Source organism: Sphingomonas sp. JC676 (assembly GCF_014489075.1).
Classification (GTDB): domain Bacteria; phylum Pseudomonadota; class Alphaproteobacteria; order Sphingomonadales; family Sphingomonadaceae; genus Sphingomonas.
On the sequence record NZ_JACTGR010000004.1, the window covers coordinates 503,910 to 519,575 of the forward strand.

Sequence of the window (15,666 nt, forward strand, 5' to 3'; positions counted from 1 at the left end):
GAGGCCGCGGGTAGGGCCTGGGCGGAGGAGTGTGGTGTCACGACGCGCTATATCGCGCTGGATTCGCCGGTCCTGCGTGAAGGCGAGCAGCGCCGGCATCTAGCCTATCCGGTGCGGCCTGTGGCTCCCTGCGCCGCTTGGGCAGCGTCTCAACCGTCTTATGACCCATCGCCCCACTGCAGCAGGCGCAGTGCGGTACAGCAGGCGTCCTGGTTTGCGCGGCCAGAGTGCGGCGTTCCTTACGGTTCACCTTGCCGCTCCCTTGCGGGCGTCCGCTTGCCCCGTGCCCGAGCTTGCTCGGCCGGCAGGCGTTCTGCCAGGGCCGCGATCGCCTCGCCCGAAAGTTTCGGCAATGACTGGCCATCAACTACGAGCGCGCGTTCCGGCGTCAACAGCGCCAGTGCCCGATGGGTCGGGTCAAGTTCGAGCCACGCGATGACTGCCCCGGCGAGGCTCGTCACTTCTGCCAGATCGCTATCGCCGCGCGGTACATTTTCCAGCGCTGCGCTCATTCGCCAGTCTATCTCGGGAGACAGGGCGCCGTCTCCCCAGTTCGCCTCGGTCATGTCAGCTACGCCTGCGTAGGGCATTCAGCAGCGCGATCGCGGCGATCCCGACAAAGGCCGCGCTTGTCCAGGGACGCGCTTTGGCGAAGCCCTTCGCCTTCTCCGTCAGCGGCGCATCCCCGGAGAAATGCTCGCGGAAGGCATCAGTCAGCGCGGTCTTTCCGTTAGTAGCTTTGGTAGTGGCGTCTGGGGCGATGGTGTCGGTCGTGAAAGTCTCCGGTGATGCGCAGTGTCACGCCTTTCCGGGTCCCAACGCCCGGCGGCGCCAAGCGGTCCGGTAGCATCGAAAATGAAACCGGGAAGTTGAGCTTCATGCGAAGCTTACGGGCCGGCCCTATAGGGGCGGCCGGTTAGGGACGCTACGGGCGCGGGGTGGCCCGAAGCCGTCGCCGCCTTGCCGACCTCAGCGCCCTGGGCTGGGGCCTCAAGGGCCCTCGTGCCGCGGATCGGTGCCGGGCTCGGGCGGTTCGGCCAGGCTAGGGCGCAGGGCGTCGATCGGTTCGCCCAGTGCCGCAGCGATCATGCGCTGCCAGACCGCGATGTCGCCCGCGCGCTCCATCTCGGCGTCGGGCTCGCGGAGCGTCTTGAGCACGGCAATCGCGTCGTCCTGGAAGTTGTGCCACGCCCCATCGACCGCGCTCCCGGCATGAGCATCGTCGCCGTCCGCATTCGAACTTAGCCGCTGACCTGCCAGTACCCGCGCGATCCGCTCCACGGCGCCAGTCGATGCAATGTCCATATCTGCCTCCTTCGTCATTTCTGAAATCGTCTTGCCGAGCGTCACAACGGACAACTCGAAGGACAGACCCCGCGACCTAGTCGCCGCCACCCTGACCGCGCAGATAGGTTTGAACTGCATGTGCGTCGTTGCCGACTGCACTAACCGCTTCCTCGAGCTGCGCGCGCGTCACCGAATAGCGGTCCGCCCAGCGCTCGACTGCGTCCCCGTCCGCCAAGTCGATTGCGGCAGAAGGTCGGTCGACTATGCCCGGATCCCCCGCGGTGCCTGCACCGATCGCCGGGTGGTTCGCGCCTGCGGCGGACGAACCGTTTTCGACGTTCCCAACTTGGTCACCGCCTGGGTCACGTTCGATCGCATTGGAGAAGGCAGCGCCTTCGTCGGCGATGCCGGCTCGTTCGCTCAGATCGGCGGCGTGTTCGGGATCGGCAGGTCCTGTATGGGCGGGGTTTCGGTCCGACATCTGCATTCTCCTCGCTCGACCAACCGTCCATGCGGGCCGTGGTTCCTGCGGCGGGAGAACCGCCGCCTTTCAAACGGTTGCGTCGACGGGCATTCGCTGTCAGCCAGGATCTGAGACCATCGACACCAATTCCGCCGGCACGCGTTGGGACGGGATGATCGATCCCGGCTCCTCGCTCCGCAGCAGCGCGAAGCGCAACATCGTCCGCCAGGTCCGTGCCCTGTTCAACGACGGGGGCATCCTGCGGTGCTCGCCGGTGTGTGGGATCATTCAAGTTTTCGAGCGGACTTGCTGGGGCGGTTGCGACGAACCGCGCGCTTTATCGCAATCACCACCTATGGGGACCGCGCCGAAGCTGCCGCCGCGATCGCACGGGTGCGCGACGTGCATCGGCGCGTCGCCGGTACGCTCCCGGACGGTACTGGCTACAAAGCGGACGATCCGGATCTCCTCGCCTGGGTACATCTGACCGAGGCATGGAGTTTCTTGGCGGCTTGGCAGCAATATGGCGCATGGCGACTGCTCCCCGCTCAGCAGGACCGCTATTACGCCGAGTTCGCGACGATCGGCGCCGCGATCGGTGCCCATGCCGTTCCGTATGGCAGGATCGGTGCCGCCGACGCGCTCGATCGAATGCGGCCCGGGCTCATCGTCGACCACCGCACCCATGAGGTTGCCCGGCTGGTCCTTGGCCATATGCCCGACAACCCGCTCGCGATTCCCTTGCAGCGTGTAACGATGCAGGCTGCCGTGGACCTGTTGCCGGGCTGGGCCCGGCGAATGCATGGCCTGCCAGCGTCTCCGCCGTTCTTTAGGCCGTTTGTCGGCATGAGTGCGTTCGGCGTGGCCGCAACGTTGCGTTGGGCGTTCGGCAACGTTTGATGGGGCTCGGCACATCGTGTTGTTGAGCGCGGACGATACACCGCTAGATGTCCACGCGAGCGTTGCCAGGGTTTCTGAAACTCGCGCGCGGTACCTCACCTGAACTGTTGGTACCATAGTCGATCAATACTGCCGCCCGGCTTTCGCCAGTCTCGGCAACGGTCCAGCGCGGCCAAGTGTGCCGCAGCGCTATTTCTCGATGATCTCCCGAATGCGATCTGCAAGCATTTCCATCTGGAATGGCTTAGTCATAACGAACATTCCATTGTCGAGGCGGCCGCGGCTGATGATGGCGTTTTCGGCGTAGCCCGTGATGAAAAGCACCTTGAGGTTCGGCCGATTTACCCTAGCCGCATCAGCGACCTGTCTGCCGTTCATTCCTTCGGGAAGGCCGACGTCCGTGATTAACAGATCAATCCGTGCATTTGATTCCAGAACCTTGAGTCCCGCTGGACCGTCCGGTGCCTCGATCACTGCGTAGCCGAGCTCGGACAGGACTTCCGCGATGAGCATCCGGATCGTGGGTTCGTCGTCTATGACGAGCACCACTTCCCCTTCTCCGGCCGCGGCGGCGGCCGTCCTGTGGATCGGCTCTTCCACTACTGGCGAGTCCTCGTCGTGCCGCGGCAAGTAGATGCACATGGTCGTGCCCTGGCCGAGCTCGGAATAGATTCGTACCTGGCCGCCGGATTGGCGCGCAAAGCCGTAGACCATGGAAAGACCCAGGCCGGTGCCCTCGCCGAGCGGCTTCGTCGTGAAGAAGGGATCGAACGCCTTGGCGATCACCTCCGGGGCCATTCCCGTGCCGGTATCGGTCACGCAGATCGCGACATATTGCCCGGGAGGCAGGTCGTGCCTCCGCCCGGCGCGCTCGTCGATCCATTTGTTCGAAGCTTCGATCGTCAGCTTGCCGCCGTCCGGCATCGCGTCGCGGCCGTTGATGCATAGGTTGAGAATAGCATTCTCCAGCTGATTGGTATCGACCAGCGTCGTCCACACTCCGCTGGCGCCGACGACTTCCACTGCGATGCCTGGCCCCATGGTGCGCCTGACAAGCTCTTCGATATCGGTAAGCAGCCTGTTCACATTGGCCGGTTTGGGGTCGAGCGTCTGGCGCCGGGAAAACGCCAGCAGGCGGTGCGTAAGAGCCGAGGCACGCCGGACAGCGCCTTGCGCTGCGATGAAATACCGGTCGAATTCCGCGCTGCGTCCCTGCGCCATGCGAATCTGCATCATCTCCAGGCTGCCGCTGATGCCGGTGAGCAGGTTGTTGAAGTCGTGTGCGATTCCTCCGGTGAGCTGCCCCACGGCTTCCATCTTCTGCGACTGGCGAAGCTGTTCCTCGATCGCCCGCTTTTCGGTGAGATCGCGCGTGACCTTGGCGAAACCCAGAAGCTCGCCATCCTCGTTCCGGATGGGATCGATTATCACGCTCGCCCAGAAGCGCGCCCCGTCCTTGCGCACGCGCCATCCTTCCGCTTCGAAGCGTCCCTCCCGGCGGGCAGTCTCCAGCGCAATGCGCGGGATCTCGGCCTGGCGGTCCTCCTCGGTATAGAAGCGCGAGAAGTGCTCGCCCATGATCTCGTCCGCAGCGTAGCCCTTGAAACGCTCGGCGCCTGCGTTCCAACTGCTCACCCGACCATCCGGGTCCAGCATGTAAATGGCATAGTCCGTGACACTCTGGACAAGCAGGCGGAACCGCTCCTCGCTGGCGCGAAGCTCCATTTCGGCTGCCCGGCGCTCCGTGAGATCGCGCGTGATCTTGGCGAAGCCGACCAGCGTGCCCGAAGGATCGCGAATAGGATCGATGACGACGTTCGCCCAGAACCGGCTGCCATCCTTGCGGACCCGCCAGCCGTGCGCCTCGAAGCGGCCCTCGCGCGCGGCGGTTTCAAGCGCGATTCGAGGTATCTCCTGCTCGCGCTCCTCCGGTGTATAGAAACGCGAGAAGTGCTGGCCGATGATCTCCTCCGCTTCATACCCCTTGTAGCGACGGGCACCTGCATTCCAGCTGGTCACGCGCCCTTCGAGGTCGAGCATGTAGATCGCGTAGTCGGTGACACTCTGGACCAGCAGCTCGAACTTGCTGCTGGGAGTGGATGCGCGCTCGGATTGTGCCATGGCCCCTGGGTACTCTTATCGGAACGAAGGTAAACGAGAGCGCCGGCCGACTGTTCCTCCGCCGAGACACCGGGCCATCTTGTTTCCATGCGGATGTCCCAGCGGTAGCCTTCCGGGATCGGGAGTTGTGCTTCCAGACGGCGACAATCGTCGCATGGCTGGCGACACGCCGCCTATCCTCGATAGGATCTTGCTACCGGCCACGCTGAGCCAGCGGCAAGAATAATCACAGCGATGCCATAGTGCGTCCCTTCGCTTACGGGCCTCTGGCTGCAGAGCCGCCTGAATTCCACCAAGCGCCACATCGGCTGGAAGCCAAGATCGCATGCAGATTACGTCCATCAAGCCCCGCGCGTCTTGAAGAAGAAGCTGCAGCGCGAAGGCGTTTATCGCGAGATGAAGCTGCGTCGACATTACGAGAAGCCGTCGGAAAAGAGAGCGCGTCAGCGCGCGGCAGCCATAAGCCGCGCGCAAGGCCGATCGCAAACGGGCTGAACGCGACAAATAATCACGACTTGAAGACGTCTTCCCGCACTCCAAGGCGAACGGATGGTAGGTTTTGGCAGCCGCGAAGATTGCTCGCTACCTCGTAGCAGCGGTCCGGCGTCGCCATCTCGTGCGCTAGGCTCGTTTCCAGCACCACCAGTTGAAAGGATTCGCGTGCCGCTCGACGGTCCCCGCCTCGCCGCCCTCTCGGGCTCGAAGCCGAACGCGCTCGTCATTCGCGGGCGTCGGCGTAGCGATAAAGCGAGATAGGATCGGTCACCAAAGATCCGGCTGGTCCGGGCCAACGCCGCGTGCGTGCGGGCGTCGGCGCGGTCCGGAACCAATATCGCGATCAGCCCCGCATTCCAATTCTCGACGTCGCTCCAGTCGACATGGCAGACGCCCTTGCCGGCGCGCGCCTTGCCAACCGATAGCAGGCGGCAGAGCCGGCCATAGGCCGCGCGATCGGTCGGGTAGACGAGCAACCCGATCCCATCGGCGAGATCGAGCCGGCAGCCGGCGATCGCCCGTACCCCGGTGGTGCGCTCCGCATCCCCGGCACGAACGATTTCCGCGACGGAATTGCGGTCGACGATGCCGAGCGCGGGCAGTTCGAGCATCGCGGCGACGGCAAACAGCTCCTCGGGCGAGGACGCCCCGAGCAAGAAACGAAATGCGTGGTGACCTGGAGTTCGGTATAGGAGGGCAGAGGCATGACGACGCGATCGCCTAAAACCATGTTCCCTATATGTTCCTACGGCGAATGTTGACGACGAATGGTCTGACCGCGTTGCGGTCACGCAACACAACCTACTCCAGGGCGTTCAACCCTGGGGCGACGGATCGCTCCTCAAACGGGAGGCCGACAATGACCAAGCTGAGCGATCAGGACCGCGACGACCTGGAAAAGGGCGCCTTCGCCTTTCCCAAGGAGCGCAAAGAGCCGCTGGAAAATGCCAGCCATGTCCGCAACGCGATCGCGCGGTTCAACCAGGTCAAGGGCGTCAGTGACGAAGAGCGTGACATGGCCTGGAAGCGGATCAAGGCAGCGGCGAAGAAGTTTGACGTCGAAGTCAGCGAAAAGAGCTGGCGCGAAATCGGCAGGGATTGATCGTCAGGTCGACATCGGGATTGGCGAGTGCCGCAATGCAAGAAACGGCACCTGCCATTTGCTGCCCCTGCGCGATCCGATCGGGCGGGGCGGTACGACCCAACGGGAGAGCGCAATGAACGAGCCCAAAGTCCGACGCCCTTTTGGCGAACTGCCCTACAAGGACCTGCCCGGGGTCTCGGAGGTTTACGCCGACGGTCTTGGTTCGACGATCTTCAACGGGCGGACGGCCCATATCACCTTCACCGTAAATCGCTTCGCGCCGCCGCACCCGCCGCGCCCGCTGAGCGGCGAACGCGTCACTGCCGCAAGGCTCGCGCTGGATTCGGACGCCGTCATCGATCTCTTCAATGAGCTGGGCCGAATGATGCGGATGCTGGAGGAGCATGGGCTCATACGGCTAAGCGACGGCATCGCGCAGCGTCCCAACTAGATCGCCGCCCTCTTTATTTCCGTGCGAGCGCCAGTGCGTTAGCAGCTTTGCGGTCCGGACCCGCTTGCGTGATGATCTCACGTGCAGCCGCGGCGCTGATGCCGTGCTTGCGTGCGAAATAGCGCACTTCATACGGCTCGTCGGCAGCAACGCGGACGCGGTCCGGGCCACCGCGCTGGCGCTTGTCATCGGCGCCAGAGCGCTTGCGGGGACGTTGCGCAGCCGGGGCGGTACGGGCGAAGCGGGAATAGAGGCGGGCGCCCAGCAAGGTGGCACCGATTATTACGGTCGATCCGAGGCCCATTACGGCGATCGCGGCGCGCTTCCGACGCGTTTCGGCTGCTTGCAGGCTCGCCGCCTCGGCGACTGGCTTTTCTGCCGCCTCTCGGGAAGCCTCCTTCTGCTCCTCGGTGATCGGAGCAGGGTGCGGAGGATAGGGCGCGCTGGCGGCGTCCGGGAGCGGCGGGAGATGCGTCATTGGGTGAATTCCTTCTGCGATAGTCGGCTCAACGCCCGCCGGCTCGCGCAGTTGCGCGCGCGACGATAAGCGAGTGTTCGTGGCTGCTTGAGACGCGGCGCAACTCATGTCTTCGAATCCGGCGATCAGCGCCGGCCTGGCGCCCCTCGGTCAGTACGGCGCCACTGATGGCAGCCGCGCGTGCCGCTGCGCCTGCCATTCCCGTCCCGCTCGATAGCCCCGGGCGCAGCCTGAGGGAACAGACCTGCGCCCCAGGCGTCTGGCTGCCACACTTCACTTAAGGGAGGAATTTCATGGGTATCATCATGTGGCTCATCGTCGGCGGTGTGGTCGGCTGGCTCGCGAGCCTGATCATGCGCACCGACGGCCAGCAGGGCATCTTCCTCAACGTCGTCGTCGGCGTGGTCGGCGCGGCTATTGGCGGGCTGATACTGGGCCGTGGAGAGATCAACAATTCGCCCCTTACCGTCACCACCTTCCTGGTGTCGCTTGCCGGGGCGGTGATACTGCTGGCGGTCGTCAACCTCGTTCGCCGCGGCTCGGTGCGCTGATACGTTTACCGGTGGCGCGCATGATCGCCACCGCTAACGAACGTCCCCGGCATGTGTATGCCGGGGACGTACATGGCCAAGCTCTCACCAGCCGGCCTCCGGCGAAAGTGTCGAAGGTCTAGCGGCCCGCCGGTACCGCGTTCGGATCAGTAGCGGGAAAAATCCAGTCGCAGGAGAGACCTATGCTCAAGGGCAATCAGTCTCCGAAGCTAGGCGCCTTCTGATCGTCATGCAGGTGGCTGTCATCGCCATTCTTCTCGGTGCTGCTTTCGTCTTCTCCACCGGTCGCTTGATCGGGCTGCAAATCAGCCTGACCCGGTTTGCCTTCGTCCACTTGTTCTTTTTCTACAGTCATCGGTTGGTTCCACTTCCAACAACGGATAGCCCGTGCTTGGGGCACGTCAGCGCCGATCCAGCTCTTCTGCATTGTTTGTCGCGCGGGTCACCGGGTCCCATCGCTGGGGGCGACGCGCAACTGGACGATTTGGGCCGGCGAATCGAATAAGTCGGCGGCGACCCGGGGGGTGGGTCGCCGCCGGGCCGTTACGCCTCGGGGGTCTTGGCGGCGGCCATCGCTGACGCTTCGGTCACATCCTTCGCGGACCCCAGATCCTCGTCGGTGATGCGGCCGGCGCCAGGACCTGCACCCAGTTCGGCACCGGTGGTGCGGTTGGCCGTCGGATCCGAAATGGTCCGCGCGGCGAGCTGGGTCATGACGGCGAGGTCCTCCTTTTTCATCTCTACGGTTGCAAGTCCGTCCCCCCCGTCCATCGGGATCGCCTTGAGCACGTCATCGATACGGTCCCATTGCTCGCCGGAATTCCACGGCCCTTCCATGTCGCCATCGCCCTGCGAGGTGTTGACGTACATGTTGGTGAAGGGCGCAATTCCGGGAAGCTTGCCCGACGGGAAATTGTCCTCGATCGCGTAGAGCGCCTTTTCGAAGGACTTCTGGTGCGCGATCTCGCGCGTCATCAGGAAGCCGAGCGCCTCCTTGATGCCGGCGTCGTCGGTGATGTTGATCAGCCGCTCGTAGACGACCTTGGCGCGGCTTTCGGCGGCGATGTTCGAGCGCAGATCGGCCGTCGGCTCGCCCCGCGAGTCGACATAGGCGGCGGTCCAGGGAACGCCGGCAGAGTCGGTGAGCGAAGGCCCACCGCCGAACAGCAATGCCTGTTTGGCGCTGTTCCCGCTCGAGCCGATCATATGGTAGAGTTCGACCTCCTCCATCTGCCCTTCGGACAACTGCGCCTTCACGCCCTTGTTGAGCATGGCAACGATGGACCCGATCACTTCGAGATGGCTCAGCTCCTCGGTAGCAATGTCGAGCAGCATGTCCTTGCGGCCTGCATCCTCCTCGCCGATGCCTTGGGTGAAGTAGCGCATCGCCGCGGCGAGCTCGCCATCGGCGCCACCGAACTGCTCGAGCATCATCAGCGCGAGCTGAGGGTTCGGTTCTGCCACGCGGACGGTATATTGCAGGCGTTTATTGTGCATGAACATGGGTACGCTCCTCTGAAAGTAATGGCTGTTTGGGGATCAGCCGGCGCGTGCGGCCCGTGAAGGCGTGGGCTCGGCATAAGCGGGCTCGGCCCAGGCCGCCGACATGCGGCGATAGGTGGCAAGCGCCTGGCCGACTACCTGATCCATATTGTAGTAGCGGTAGGTCGCGAGGCGCCCGACAAAGGTCACGTCGCGCTGAGCCAGCGCAAGCGCCTCGTAGCGCTTGAACAGCGCCTGGTTCTCGGGACGCGGGATCGGATAATAAGGATCGCCGGCATCGCTCGGGATCTCATAGGTCAAGCTGGTCTTCGCACACCGCTGGCCGGTCAGATGCTTATACTCGGTGATCCGGGTATGGGGCACGTGCTCGGACGGGAAGTTGACCACCGCCACGTCCTGGAACTTCTCGCAGTCCACCGTCTCATGACGAAATTGCAGCGAGCGATAGGGCAGCTTGCCGTAGCGATGCCCGAAATATTCGTCGATCGGGCCGGTGAAGACGAGATGGTCGTGCGGGTAGGCGACGCGGGCTTCGTCGAAATCCACGCCGAGCAGCAGGTCGATATTGGGGTGATCGAGCATGCGCTCGAACATCCGCGTATATCCCTCCAGCGGCATCGCCTGGAAGCTGTCGGTGAAATAGCGGTCGTCCTTGGATATGCGGGTCGGAACGCGCGCGGTCACCGACTTGTCGAGCTCCGAGGGGTCCATGCCCCATTGCTTGCGGGTATAGCCTTGGAAGAAGGTCTCGTAGAGTTCTCGCCCGACCTTGGAGATTACCACATCGGCCGAGGTCACAATCGGCTCGACCGGTTCGGCCTTGCTTTGGAGAAATGCCTCCGCCTCGGCGTCGCTTGCCAGTTCGAGATCGTAAAGCAGATTGAGCGTGGTACGGTTGATCGGCATCGGCACGCGCAGACCGTCGATATCGGCAAGGACCCGGTGCTCGTACGGCCGCCACTGGGTGAACCGCGACAGATAGTCGACGATATCGCTCGAATTGGTGTGGAAGATGTGCGGGCCATATTGGTGGATCAGCACGCCGGAATCGTCGAGCCGGTCGAAGGCGTTGCCGGCGATATGCGGTCGGCGGTCGACGACCAATACGCGCTTGCCGCCATCCCGGGCGAGCCGCTCGGCCATTACCGCACCGGCAAAGCCTGCGCCGACGACCATCACGTCGTAGCGCTTGGCGCGTTCCGCAGGCCAGCTCGTCGGAGAGACGATCGGGTGTGTTTGCGCATTGGCGCGCACCGCCCCGGCGACCAGCTCGGCCATGTGCTGGAAGGTCTCGTCCCACGACATCCGCGCCAGCAGAGCGTCGGCGTCGGTCCGCCAAGTATCCGGGCCCTGCGCCACTGCCAGCGCCGCATTGCACGCTTCGACAAAGGCGTCGGGCGTGCCGGCGATCGAGACACCCTCGACCTTGCCATAGTGGCGGATCACATCGGTGATGGGCGTCGAAACCACAGGGCGCCCCGCCGCAAGATATTCGGGGGTCTTGGTCGGGCTGATGAAGCGCGTCGATTCGTTGATCGCGAACGGCATCAGCGCAACGTCCCACCCGCTCAGATAGGCGGGCAATTCACCATAGGTCTTGCCGCCGAGATAATGGAGGTTGGGCCGCTGCGGCAGGTCCGCGGAATCGATCTTCACGACCGGTCCCACGATGACCACCGACCAATCCGGCCTGGCGTCGGCGAGATGCGCCAGCAGTTCGAGGTCCATGCGCTCGTCGACCACGCCATAGAATCCGAAACGGGGGCCGGGCAGACCTGCCTGGTCGGCGGGGTCCTCGATTTGCCCCCGGGCCGCCGCGAAATGGGCGACATCGACGCTCGACGGGAAGGGATGGATATTGCCATGGCGGCCGCGCTTGGCCTCGTAGAGACTGTAGCCGCCGGTGAAGACCAGATCGGCCTGCGCAAGCAGGCGTGCTTCGAGCGGCAACAGCTCGGCCGGCGCATCCTTGAAATTGGCCAGCTCGTCCATGCAGTCATAGACGACGCAATGCGCGTCGACATGCTCGGAGAAGGGCAGCATCATCGGGGTGTAGTACCAGCGGGTCACAGGCTCCTTCACGCTGGCCATGTGTGCGTCCAACAGGCGCTTCAACATGGCCTGCTCGCCTGCGGGGGACTCGCCGCGCGGCAGATAGGGCGTTGCAACGACCACGTTCGTTTCCGGATCGCGCGCCATGTCCAGTCGGGGGCTCGTACCGGCGTCCAAATACAGCGGCTCTTCCCAGAACAGCACGTCGCTGGCCCGGGCGAAGCGGCTCATCAAATGCTGTGGCCGCTGGAACACGAAGGCCCAGCGCAGATGGCTGAAGCACAGCACTGTCTGCCCCTCGCCATCGGCGGCGCGCGCGTCATCAATCTCCGGCGCAAAGCCGAAGCCCGTCAGGCGGACCATGCTGATTCCTTAGAACTGGAGGCGAGCGATCAAAAGAAAGTCACTCAAGGGATGAACTGACTCGCCGAGTGTTCGTTCCCGTAAATGCTTGTAGCGCATCGAATAATCTAAAATCATAACCTAGATTACGTATTGATTTGGATTAGTCTAATATATCGGCATGCAGGTGTACTTGCAGAACTAAAGTAACATCGAAGGCTATTATTTACGTCAACTTGTCGTGGTCAAGTATCGGACCTGTCGTTGGAGCTCTGGGGCGGCCATGAGTGCACGGTCAATCGCGTCGCCGACGCCTTCACCGACCAGTCGCAGCTGAGCGGCCACGACGAACGCGACGACGATCTCGAGCGCTTCGCGGCGCTGGGGGTCAAGGCGTTGCGTTATCCGGTGCTTTGGGAGCGGATCGCTCCGGACGATCCGGGCGTGCTCGACTGGCGATGGACCGATGCGCGGCTGGCGCGCCTGCGCGCGCTCGGGATTCGCCCTATCGCCGGGCTCGTCCATCATGGCAGCGGGCCCAGCTATACCAGCCTGCTCGACGACCGCTTCCCCGAGCAATTGGCCCGCTTCGCCGGGGCGGCTGCCGGGCGGTACGACTGGGTCGAGGATTGGACCCCGGTCAACGAGCCGCTGACCACGGCACGCTTCTCGGCGCTCTATGGCCACTGGTACCCGCACGCACGCGACGAGCGCAGCTTCTGGCAGGCGCTGCTCAATCAGGTCGACGGCATCCGCCTGTCGATGCGCGCGATCCGGGCCGTCAATCCGGCGGCGCGGCTGATCCAGACCGAGGATCTCGGCCGGAGCTGGGCAACGGTCCCGCTGCGTCACCAGGCCGGATTCGACAATATCCGGCGCTGGATGAGCTGGGATCTGCTGTGCGGACGTGTCGTTCCCGAGCATCCCATGTGGAACCGCCTCGTGGGTTATGGCTTCGGCGCGCGGCTGGCGGCGATCGCCGACGATTCCTGTCCGCCGGACCTGATCGGCGTGAACCATTACCTGACCAGCGACCGCTTTCTCGACCATCGCCTCCGCCGCTATCCGGCGCATGCGCTCGGCGGTAATGCGGAGCAGCGCTACGCCGATATCGAGGCGATCCGCGTCCTCGACCCGGCGCCCCCCGGTCTGCGCGGCGTGCTGCGCGAAGCCTGGGATCGCTATCATATCCCACTGGCGGTTACCGAGGTCCATAATGGCTGCTCACGCGAGGAGCAGATGCGCTGGATGGGCGAAGCCTGGCGGATTGCGCGCGAGCTGCGGGCCGAGGGGCTCGATATCCGCGCCGTGACCAGCTGGGCGCTGCTCGGCAGCCATGGCTGGGACACTCTGCTCACCGCGCCGGGCAAATATGAGCCCGGGGCTTTCGACACGCGCGGCGGCGCGCCGGAGCCGACCGCGCTTGCCGGCATGCTGGCGATGATCGACCGCCCCGACGCACAACATCCGGTCGCGCGCGGCGCCGGCTGGTGGCGCCGGCCGATCCGCTTGCTCTATCCCCCGGTGCCGCGCCCGGCACCGTTGGCGGATAATGTCGGCGCCGTCGACTGGCGCGCCAAGGCGCAGGTGCCGCTGCTCATCTGTGGTGCGTCGGGGACGCTGGGCCGTGCCTTCGCACGCGCCTGTGTCCACCGCGGCATCGCCCATGTCCTGCTTGCGCGCGAGGCGCTCGACCTGACCGATCCGCGAAGCGTCGCCGTCGCGCTCGAGACGCATCGGCCCTGGGCGGTGATCAACGCCGCCGGATGGGTCCGGGTCGACGATGCCGAGACGGACGCGCAGGGCTGCGCGCGGGTCAATGTCCAGGGCGCGCTGGACCTGGCCCGGCTCTGCGCCGAGCGCGGCATCCCCACGGTGAGCTTCTCGAGCGACCTGGTGTTCGACGGTGCCAAACGGTCGCCTTATGTCGAAGCGGACGAAGTCGCTCCGCTCGGCGTCTACGGCGCAAGCAAGGCGCTTGCCGATCAGCGCCTGCTCGAACTCGACGGTGCGCATCTCGTCATCCGCACCGCGGCTTTCTTTTCGCCGGACGATCCGCACAACTTCGCGATGCAGCTGGCGGCGTGCCTGCTCGCAGGGGACCGGTTCGGTGCGTCCGACCAGCACATCGTCTCGCCTACCTATGTGCCGCATCTGTGCGACGCCGTGCTTGACCTGCTGATCGATGGAGCGACCGGCCTGTGGCATGTCGCAGGTGGCACGGCCTTGTCTTGGCACGCATTCGCGATGGAGATTGCCCGTCGTTGCGGACTGCGCGCGGACCTTGTCGACACCGCGCCCGGCGAAGCGCTGGGATGGATTGGCGAGCGCCCTGCTTATGCCGCGCTGGGGAGCAACCGGGGCCTGGTGCTGCCCGGATTCGAGGCCGCGATCGAGCAGTTCGCCGAGCATCTGCGAACCTCCACGCTATCGCATCTCAATTTGCGGGGCATGGCAGCTACACGACCGGTCGGCATGGCATCTGGAGCCTGATGAAACACGAACCCGCTAACCTTTCCCCAGAGCGAGCGTTGCTGCGACAAGCCGGAACAGCACTCTCGCGGAGGCAGTGGCCAGCCTGCTGGACACCGCCGCGCATAGCCCTGCCCAGAAATACTTTGACTAAGGCAAGCCAGTGCAAGGAGCGGGAGAGGCGAGCGTAGGAGGCATTGGCAGCGTCAGGGCGAGGGGGAAGGTGCGGCATCGATAATCCTTGCATCGTCCAATGCCGACGCTCCCGGGCCTTGCTTGATTATCGTCGTCAGGCCCGTGCAGTTTCGCCGCGGCACGCTCTGGAATTCGTCGGTGTTGCGCGAAATGGCCCGGGCCGATTTCCAAGCGTGGGTCGAGCAATCGCGGTTCGTGAGCGGAGCCGAACATGCCTAGCTTACCGAACAGCCTCGCGGGGTTGTCCGGTACGATGTGCGCCCCAAGACGCCATCGAGCGGCACCCCGACTTCGCCGGCCTCCATCCACTCATTGCCCTGTCGTCGGCGAACGGCCCATTGGACAATGGCCTATTCGCGAGCCGCGTCTTCGCGACCCTGTTCCTTATACATCTCGCGGGTGGCCTGCTCGGTACGTTCGATTTCGCGGCGCGAGCCGCGATTGTGCGTGAGAGCCCAGAGCAGCCCCACGGCGAAGATGATCGGCCCGCCAATGATCACGAACCCCCAAATTCCTTCCATTGCCTCACCTCAAGCTTGCGTTGCCGCCGGTGTCGGGCGGTCACAAACAAAGGGGTGCCGCACGCAAAAGTTCCGGGCTGCGGCCACCCGATTCACATAGGTTTGCAAGAAATCCGATGCCACCTCGGCGCTGCGGAAAAAGAGCTAAACCTATGTGAATAAGAGCTGTTTTCGACCATGACTCGCGGAACGGCGACGGGCTCAGGCGGTTACGTGCACTCCTATGCTGAGGAGGTGGCCTGAATGCTATTCTTGCTGCTGTTCGCAATCGGCGCTGTACTCGGCGCTGTCGCTGCCGCGATCGGGCAAGTCGACCGACGACCCGTTTTCTTTGGCTATGTGAAGATCGCTATCCTCGGCGCGCTGTTCGGTGGATATGTTCTGGCCGACGCCATCGGCCATGAGCCTGCGCATCCCGGCGACCTGGACCTCGTCGTGCTATTGGCCGCGATATTCGGCGCGATCGCCGTATTAGTGCTCTTGTGGGCCGTCGCGAACTCCTTACGTCGCGGTACCCCCCGGTAGAAGCCAGGGGCGGCGAACTCCTGCCGCCCTTCTTCAAGCGGCGTGCCAAGCGGCCGGCCTTGCCAAACACGATATCGAACGCGGTACGGCGTGTTGCTGCCGTCGCTCACGAGATAGACGCCGAACTTGTCCCCGCGGATTCAGTCGCGTCACGGTCTCCCGTCGAACTCGCGCATGAGGCCGATGACGCCAGGGTGGCGGGCTCTGGGCTTCAAAATCGATGGGT

15 protein-coding genes and 2 pseudogenes are annotated in these 15,666 nt (G+C 64.2%); 7 read left to right on the top strand and 10 right to left on the bottom strand.

Annotation, left to right across the window (positions count from 1 at the left end):
* Positions 1 to 239: 239 nt before the first annotated feature.
* From IAG41_RS15895 to IAG41_RS15905, 3 genes are all read right to left on the bottom strand, one after another.
* Complete coding sequence (locus IAG41_RS15895; protein ID WP_187729623.1) at positions 240 to 566, bottom strand: hypothetical protein; 327 nt, start codon at positions 564 to 566, stop codon at positions 240 to 242.
* Between the two features lie 424 nt (positions 567 to 990).
* Positions 991 to 1,305 (bottom strand): hypothetical protein, encoded by a 315-nt coding sequence (locus IAG41_RS15900; RefSeq protein WP_262408690.1) that lies wholly within the window; start codon positions 1,303 to 1,305, stop codon positions 991 to 993.
* 76 nt (positions 1,306 to 1,381) lie between these two features.
* A complete protein-coding gene (locus IAG41_RS15905) occupies positions 1,382 to 1,768 on the bottom strand; it encodes a DUF3606 domain-containing protein (protein ID WP_187729624.1) in 387 nt (128 codons plus the stop codon).
* A gap of 246 nt (positions 1,769 to 2,014) precedes the next feature.
* Here IAG41_RS15905 and IAG41_RS15910 point away from each other — a divergent pair, with 246 nt between their 5' ends.
* Entirely contained in the window at positions 2,015 to 2,650 is a 636-nt protein-coding gene (locus IAG41_RS15910) for an oxygenase MpaB family protein (RefSeq protein ID WP_316251168.1), read from the top strand.
* A 189-nt stretch (positions 2,651 to 2,839) separates the two neighbouring features.
* Here IAG41_RS15910 and IAG41_RS15915 read toward each other — a convergent pair whose 3' ends face one another.
* A complete protein-coding gene (locus tag IAG41_RS15915) occupies positions 2,840 to 4,771 on the bottom strand; it encodes a PAS domain-containing sensor histidine kinase (RefSeq protein ID WP_187729626.1) in 1,932 nt (643 codons plus the stop codon).
* A 303-nt stretch (positions 4,772 to 5,074) separates the two neighbouring features.
* Here IAG41_RS15915 and rpsU point away from each other — a divergent pair.
* Positions 5,075 to 5,279, top strand: a pseudogene (gene rpsU, locus IAG41_RS15920) (30S ribosomal protein S21).
* Positions 5,280 to 5,493: 214 nt separating this feature from the next.
* On the opposite strand, the pseudogene IAG41_RS15925 reads toward rpsU, so the two are convergent.
* Positions 5,494 to 5,972 (bottom strand): annotated as a pseudogene (locus tag IAG41_RS15925) (PHP domain-containing protein); the annotation flags it as partial.
* Positions 5,973 to 6,125: 153 nt separating this feature from the next.
* On the opposite strand from IAG41_RS15925, the gene IAG41_RS15930 reads away from it, so the two are divergent.
* Together IAG41_RS15930 and IAG41_RS15935 are read left to right on the top strand one after the other, a co-directional pair.
* Positions 6,126 to 6,368 (top strand): DUF6582 domain-containing protein, encoded by a 243-nt coding sequence (locus IAG41_RS15930; RefSeq protein WP_187729627.1) that lies wholly within the window; start codon positions 6,126 to 6,128, stop codon positions 6,366 to 6,368.
* A gap of 115 nt (positions 6,369 to 6,483) precedes the next feature.
* Positions 6,484 to 6,801, top strand: a complete 318-nt coding sequence (locus IAG41_RS15935; protein WP_187729628.1) for a hypothetical protein — start codon at positions 6,484 to 6,486, stop codon at positions 6,799 to 6,801.
* 13 nt (positions 6,802 to 6,814) lie between these two features.
* Here the strand turns inward: IAG41_RS15935 and IAG41_RS23290 are convergent, their stop codons facing one another.
* Positions 6,815 to 7,279 (bottom strand): DUF3606 domain-containing protein, encoded by a 465-nt coding sequence (locus tag IAG41_RS23290; RefSeq protein ID WP_262408691.1) that lies wholly within the window; start codon positions 7,277 to 7,279, stop codon positions 6,815 to 6,817.
* A 293-nt stretch (positions 7,280 to 7,572) separates the two neighbouring features.
* Between IAG41_RS23290 and IAG41_RS15945 the strand changes: the two genes are divergently transcribed.
* Positions 7,573 to 7,830 carry a GlsB/YeaQ/YmgE family stress response membrane protein gene (locus tag IAG41_RS15945; protein ID WP_187729629.1) on the top strand — a complete coding sequence of 86 codons (258 nt, stop codon included), beginning with the start codon at positions 7,573 to 7,575 and terminating at the stop codon, positions 7,828 to 7,830.
* Positions 7,831 to 8,026: 196 nt separating this feature from the next.
* On the opposite strand, the gene IAG41_RS15950 is transcribed toward IAG41_RS15945, so the two are convergent.
* From IAG41_RS15950 to glf, 3 genes are all read right to left on the bottom strand, one after another.
* Positions 8,027 to 8,185 (bottom strand): hypothetical protein, encoded by a 159-nt coding sequence (locus IAG41_RS15950; RefSeq protein WP_187729630.1) that lies wholly within the window; start codon positions 8,183 to 8,185, stop codon positions 8,027 to 8,029.
* A 188-nt stretch (positions 8,186 to 8,373) separates the two neighbouring features.
* Positions 8,374 to 9,333, bottom strand: a complete 960-nt coding sequence (locus IAG41_RS15955; RefSeq protein ID WP_187729631.1) for a manganese catalase family protein — start codon at positions 9,331 to 9,333, stop codon at positions 8,374 to 8,376.
* A 36-nt stretch (positions 9,334 to 9,369) separates the two neighbouring features.
* Entirely contained in the window at positions 9,370 to 11,748 is a 2,379-nt protein-coding gene (gene glf, locus IAG41_RS15960; protein WP_262408692.1) for a UDP-galactopyranose mutase, read from the bottom strand.
* A gap of 243 nt (positions 11,749 to 11,991) precedes the next feature.
* Here glf and IAG41_RS15965 point away from each other — a divergent pair, with 243 nt between their 5' ends.
* Positions 11,992 to 14,220: a sugar nucleotide-binding protein gene (locus tag IAG41_RS15965; RefSeq protein ID WP_262408693.1), complete on the top strand. Its 2,229-nt coding sequence runs from the start codon at positions 11,992 to 11,994 to the stop codon at positions 14,218 to 14,220.
* A 524-nt stretch (positions 14,221 to 14,744) separates the two neighbouring features.
* On the opposite strand, the gene IAG41_RS15970 is transcribed toward IAG41_RS15965, so the two are convergent.
* A complete protein-coding gene (locus IAG41_RS15970) occupies positions 14,745 to 14,915 on the bottom strand; it encodes a hypothetical protein (protein WP_187729632.1) in 171 nt (56 codons plus the stop codon).
* A gap of 243 nt (positions 14,916 to 15,158) precedes the next feature.
* On the opposite strand from IAG41_RS15970, the gene IAG41_RS15975 reads away from it, so the two are divergent.
* Positions 15,159 to 15,440: a hypothetical protein gene (locus IAG41_RS15975; protein WP_187729633.1), complete on the top strand. Its 282-nt coding sequence runs from the start codon at positions 15,159 to 15,161 to the stop codon at positions 15,438 to 15,440.
* Positions 15,441 to 15,666 lie beyond the last annotated feature (226 nt).

Coding starts and splice junctions, on each gene's coding strand:
- IAG41_RS15900 (WP_262408690.1), bottom strand. CDS start 1,305: ATGGACATTGCATCGACTGGCGCCGTGGAGCGGATCGCGCGGGTACTG.
- IAG41_RS15935 (WP_187729628.1), top strand. CDS start 6,484: ATGAACGAGCCCAAAGTCCGACGCCCTTTTGGCGAACTGCCCTACAAG.
- IAG41_RS15975 (WP_187729633.1), top strand. CDS start 15,159: ATGCTATTCTTGCTGCTGTTCGCAATCGGCGCTGTACTCGGCGCTGTC.
- IAG41_RS15970 (WP_187729632.1), bottom strand. CDS start 14,915: ATGGAAGGAATTTGGGGGTTCGTGATCATTGGCGGGCCGATCATCTTC.
- IAG41_RS23290 (WP_262408691.1), bottom strand. CDS start 7,279: ATGACGCATCTCCCGCCGCTCCCGGACGCCGCCAGCGCGCCCTATCCT.
- IAG41_RS15950 (WP_187729630.1), bottom strand. CDS start 8,185: ATGACTGTAGAAAAAGAACAAGTGGACGAAGGCAAACCGGGTCAGGCT.
- glf (WP_262408692.1), bottom strand. CDS start 11,748: ATGGTCCGCCTGACGGGCTTCGGCTTTGCGCCGGAGATTGATGACGCG.
- IAG41_RS15915 (WP_187729626.1), bottom strand. CDS start 4,771: ATGGCACAATCCGAGCGCGCATCCACTCCCAGCAGCAAGTTCGAGCTG.
- IAG41_RS15895 (WP_187729623.1), bottom strand. CDS start 566: ATGACCGAGGCGAACTGGGGAGACGGCGCCCTGTCTCCCGAGATAGAC.
- IAG41_RS15930 (WP_187729627.1), top strand. CDS start 6,126: ATGACCAAGCTGAGCGATCAGGACCGCGACGACCTGGAAAAGGGCGCC.
- IAG41_RS15945 (WP_187729629.1), top strand. CDS start 7,573: ATGGGTATCATCATGTGGCTCATCGTCGGCGGTGTGGTCGGCTGGCTC.
- IAG41_RS15955 (WP_187729631.1), bottom strand. CDS start 9,333: ATGTTCATGCACAATAAACGCCTGCAATATACCGTCCGCGTGGCAGAA.
- IAG41_RS15905 (WP_187729624.1), bottom strand. CDS start 1,768: ATGTCGGACCGAAACCCCGCCCATACAGGACCTGCCGATCCCGAACAC.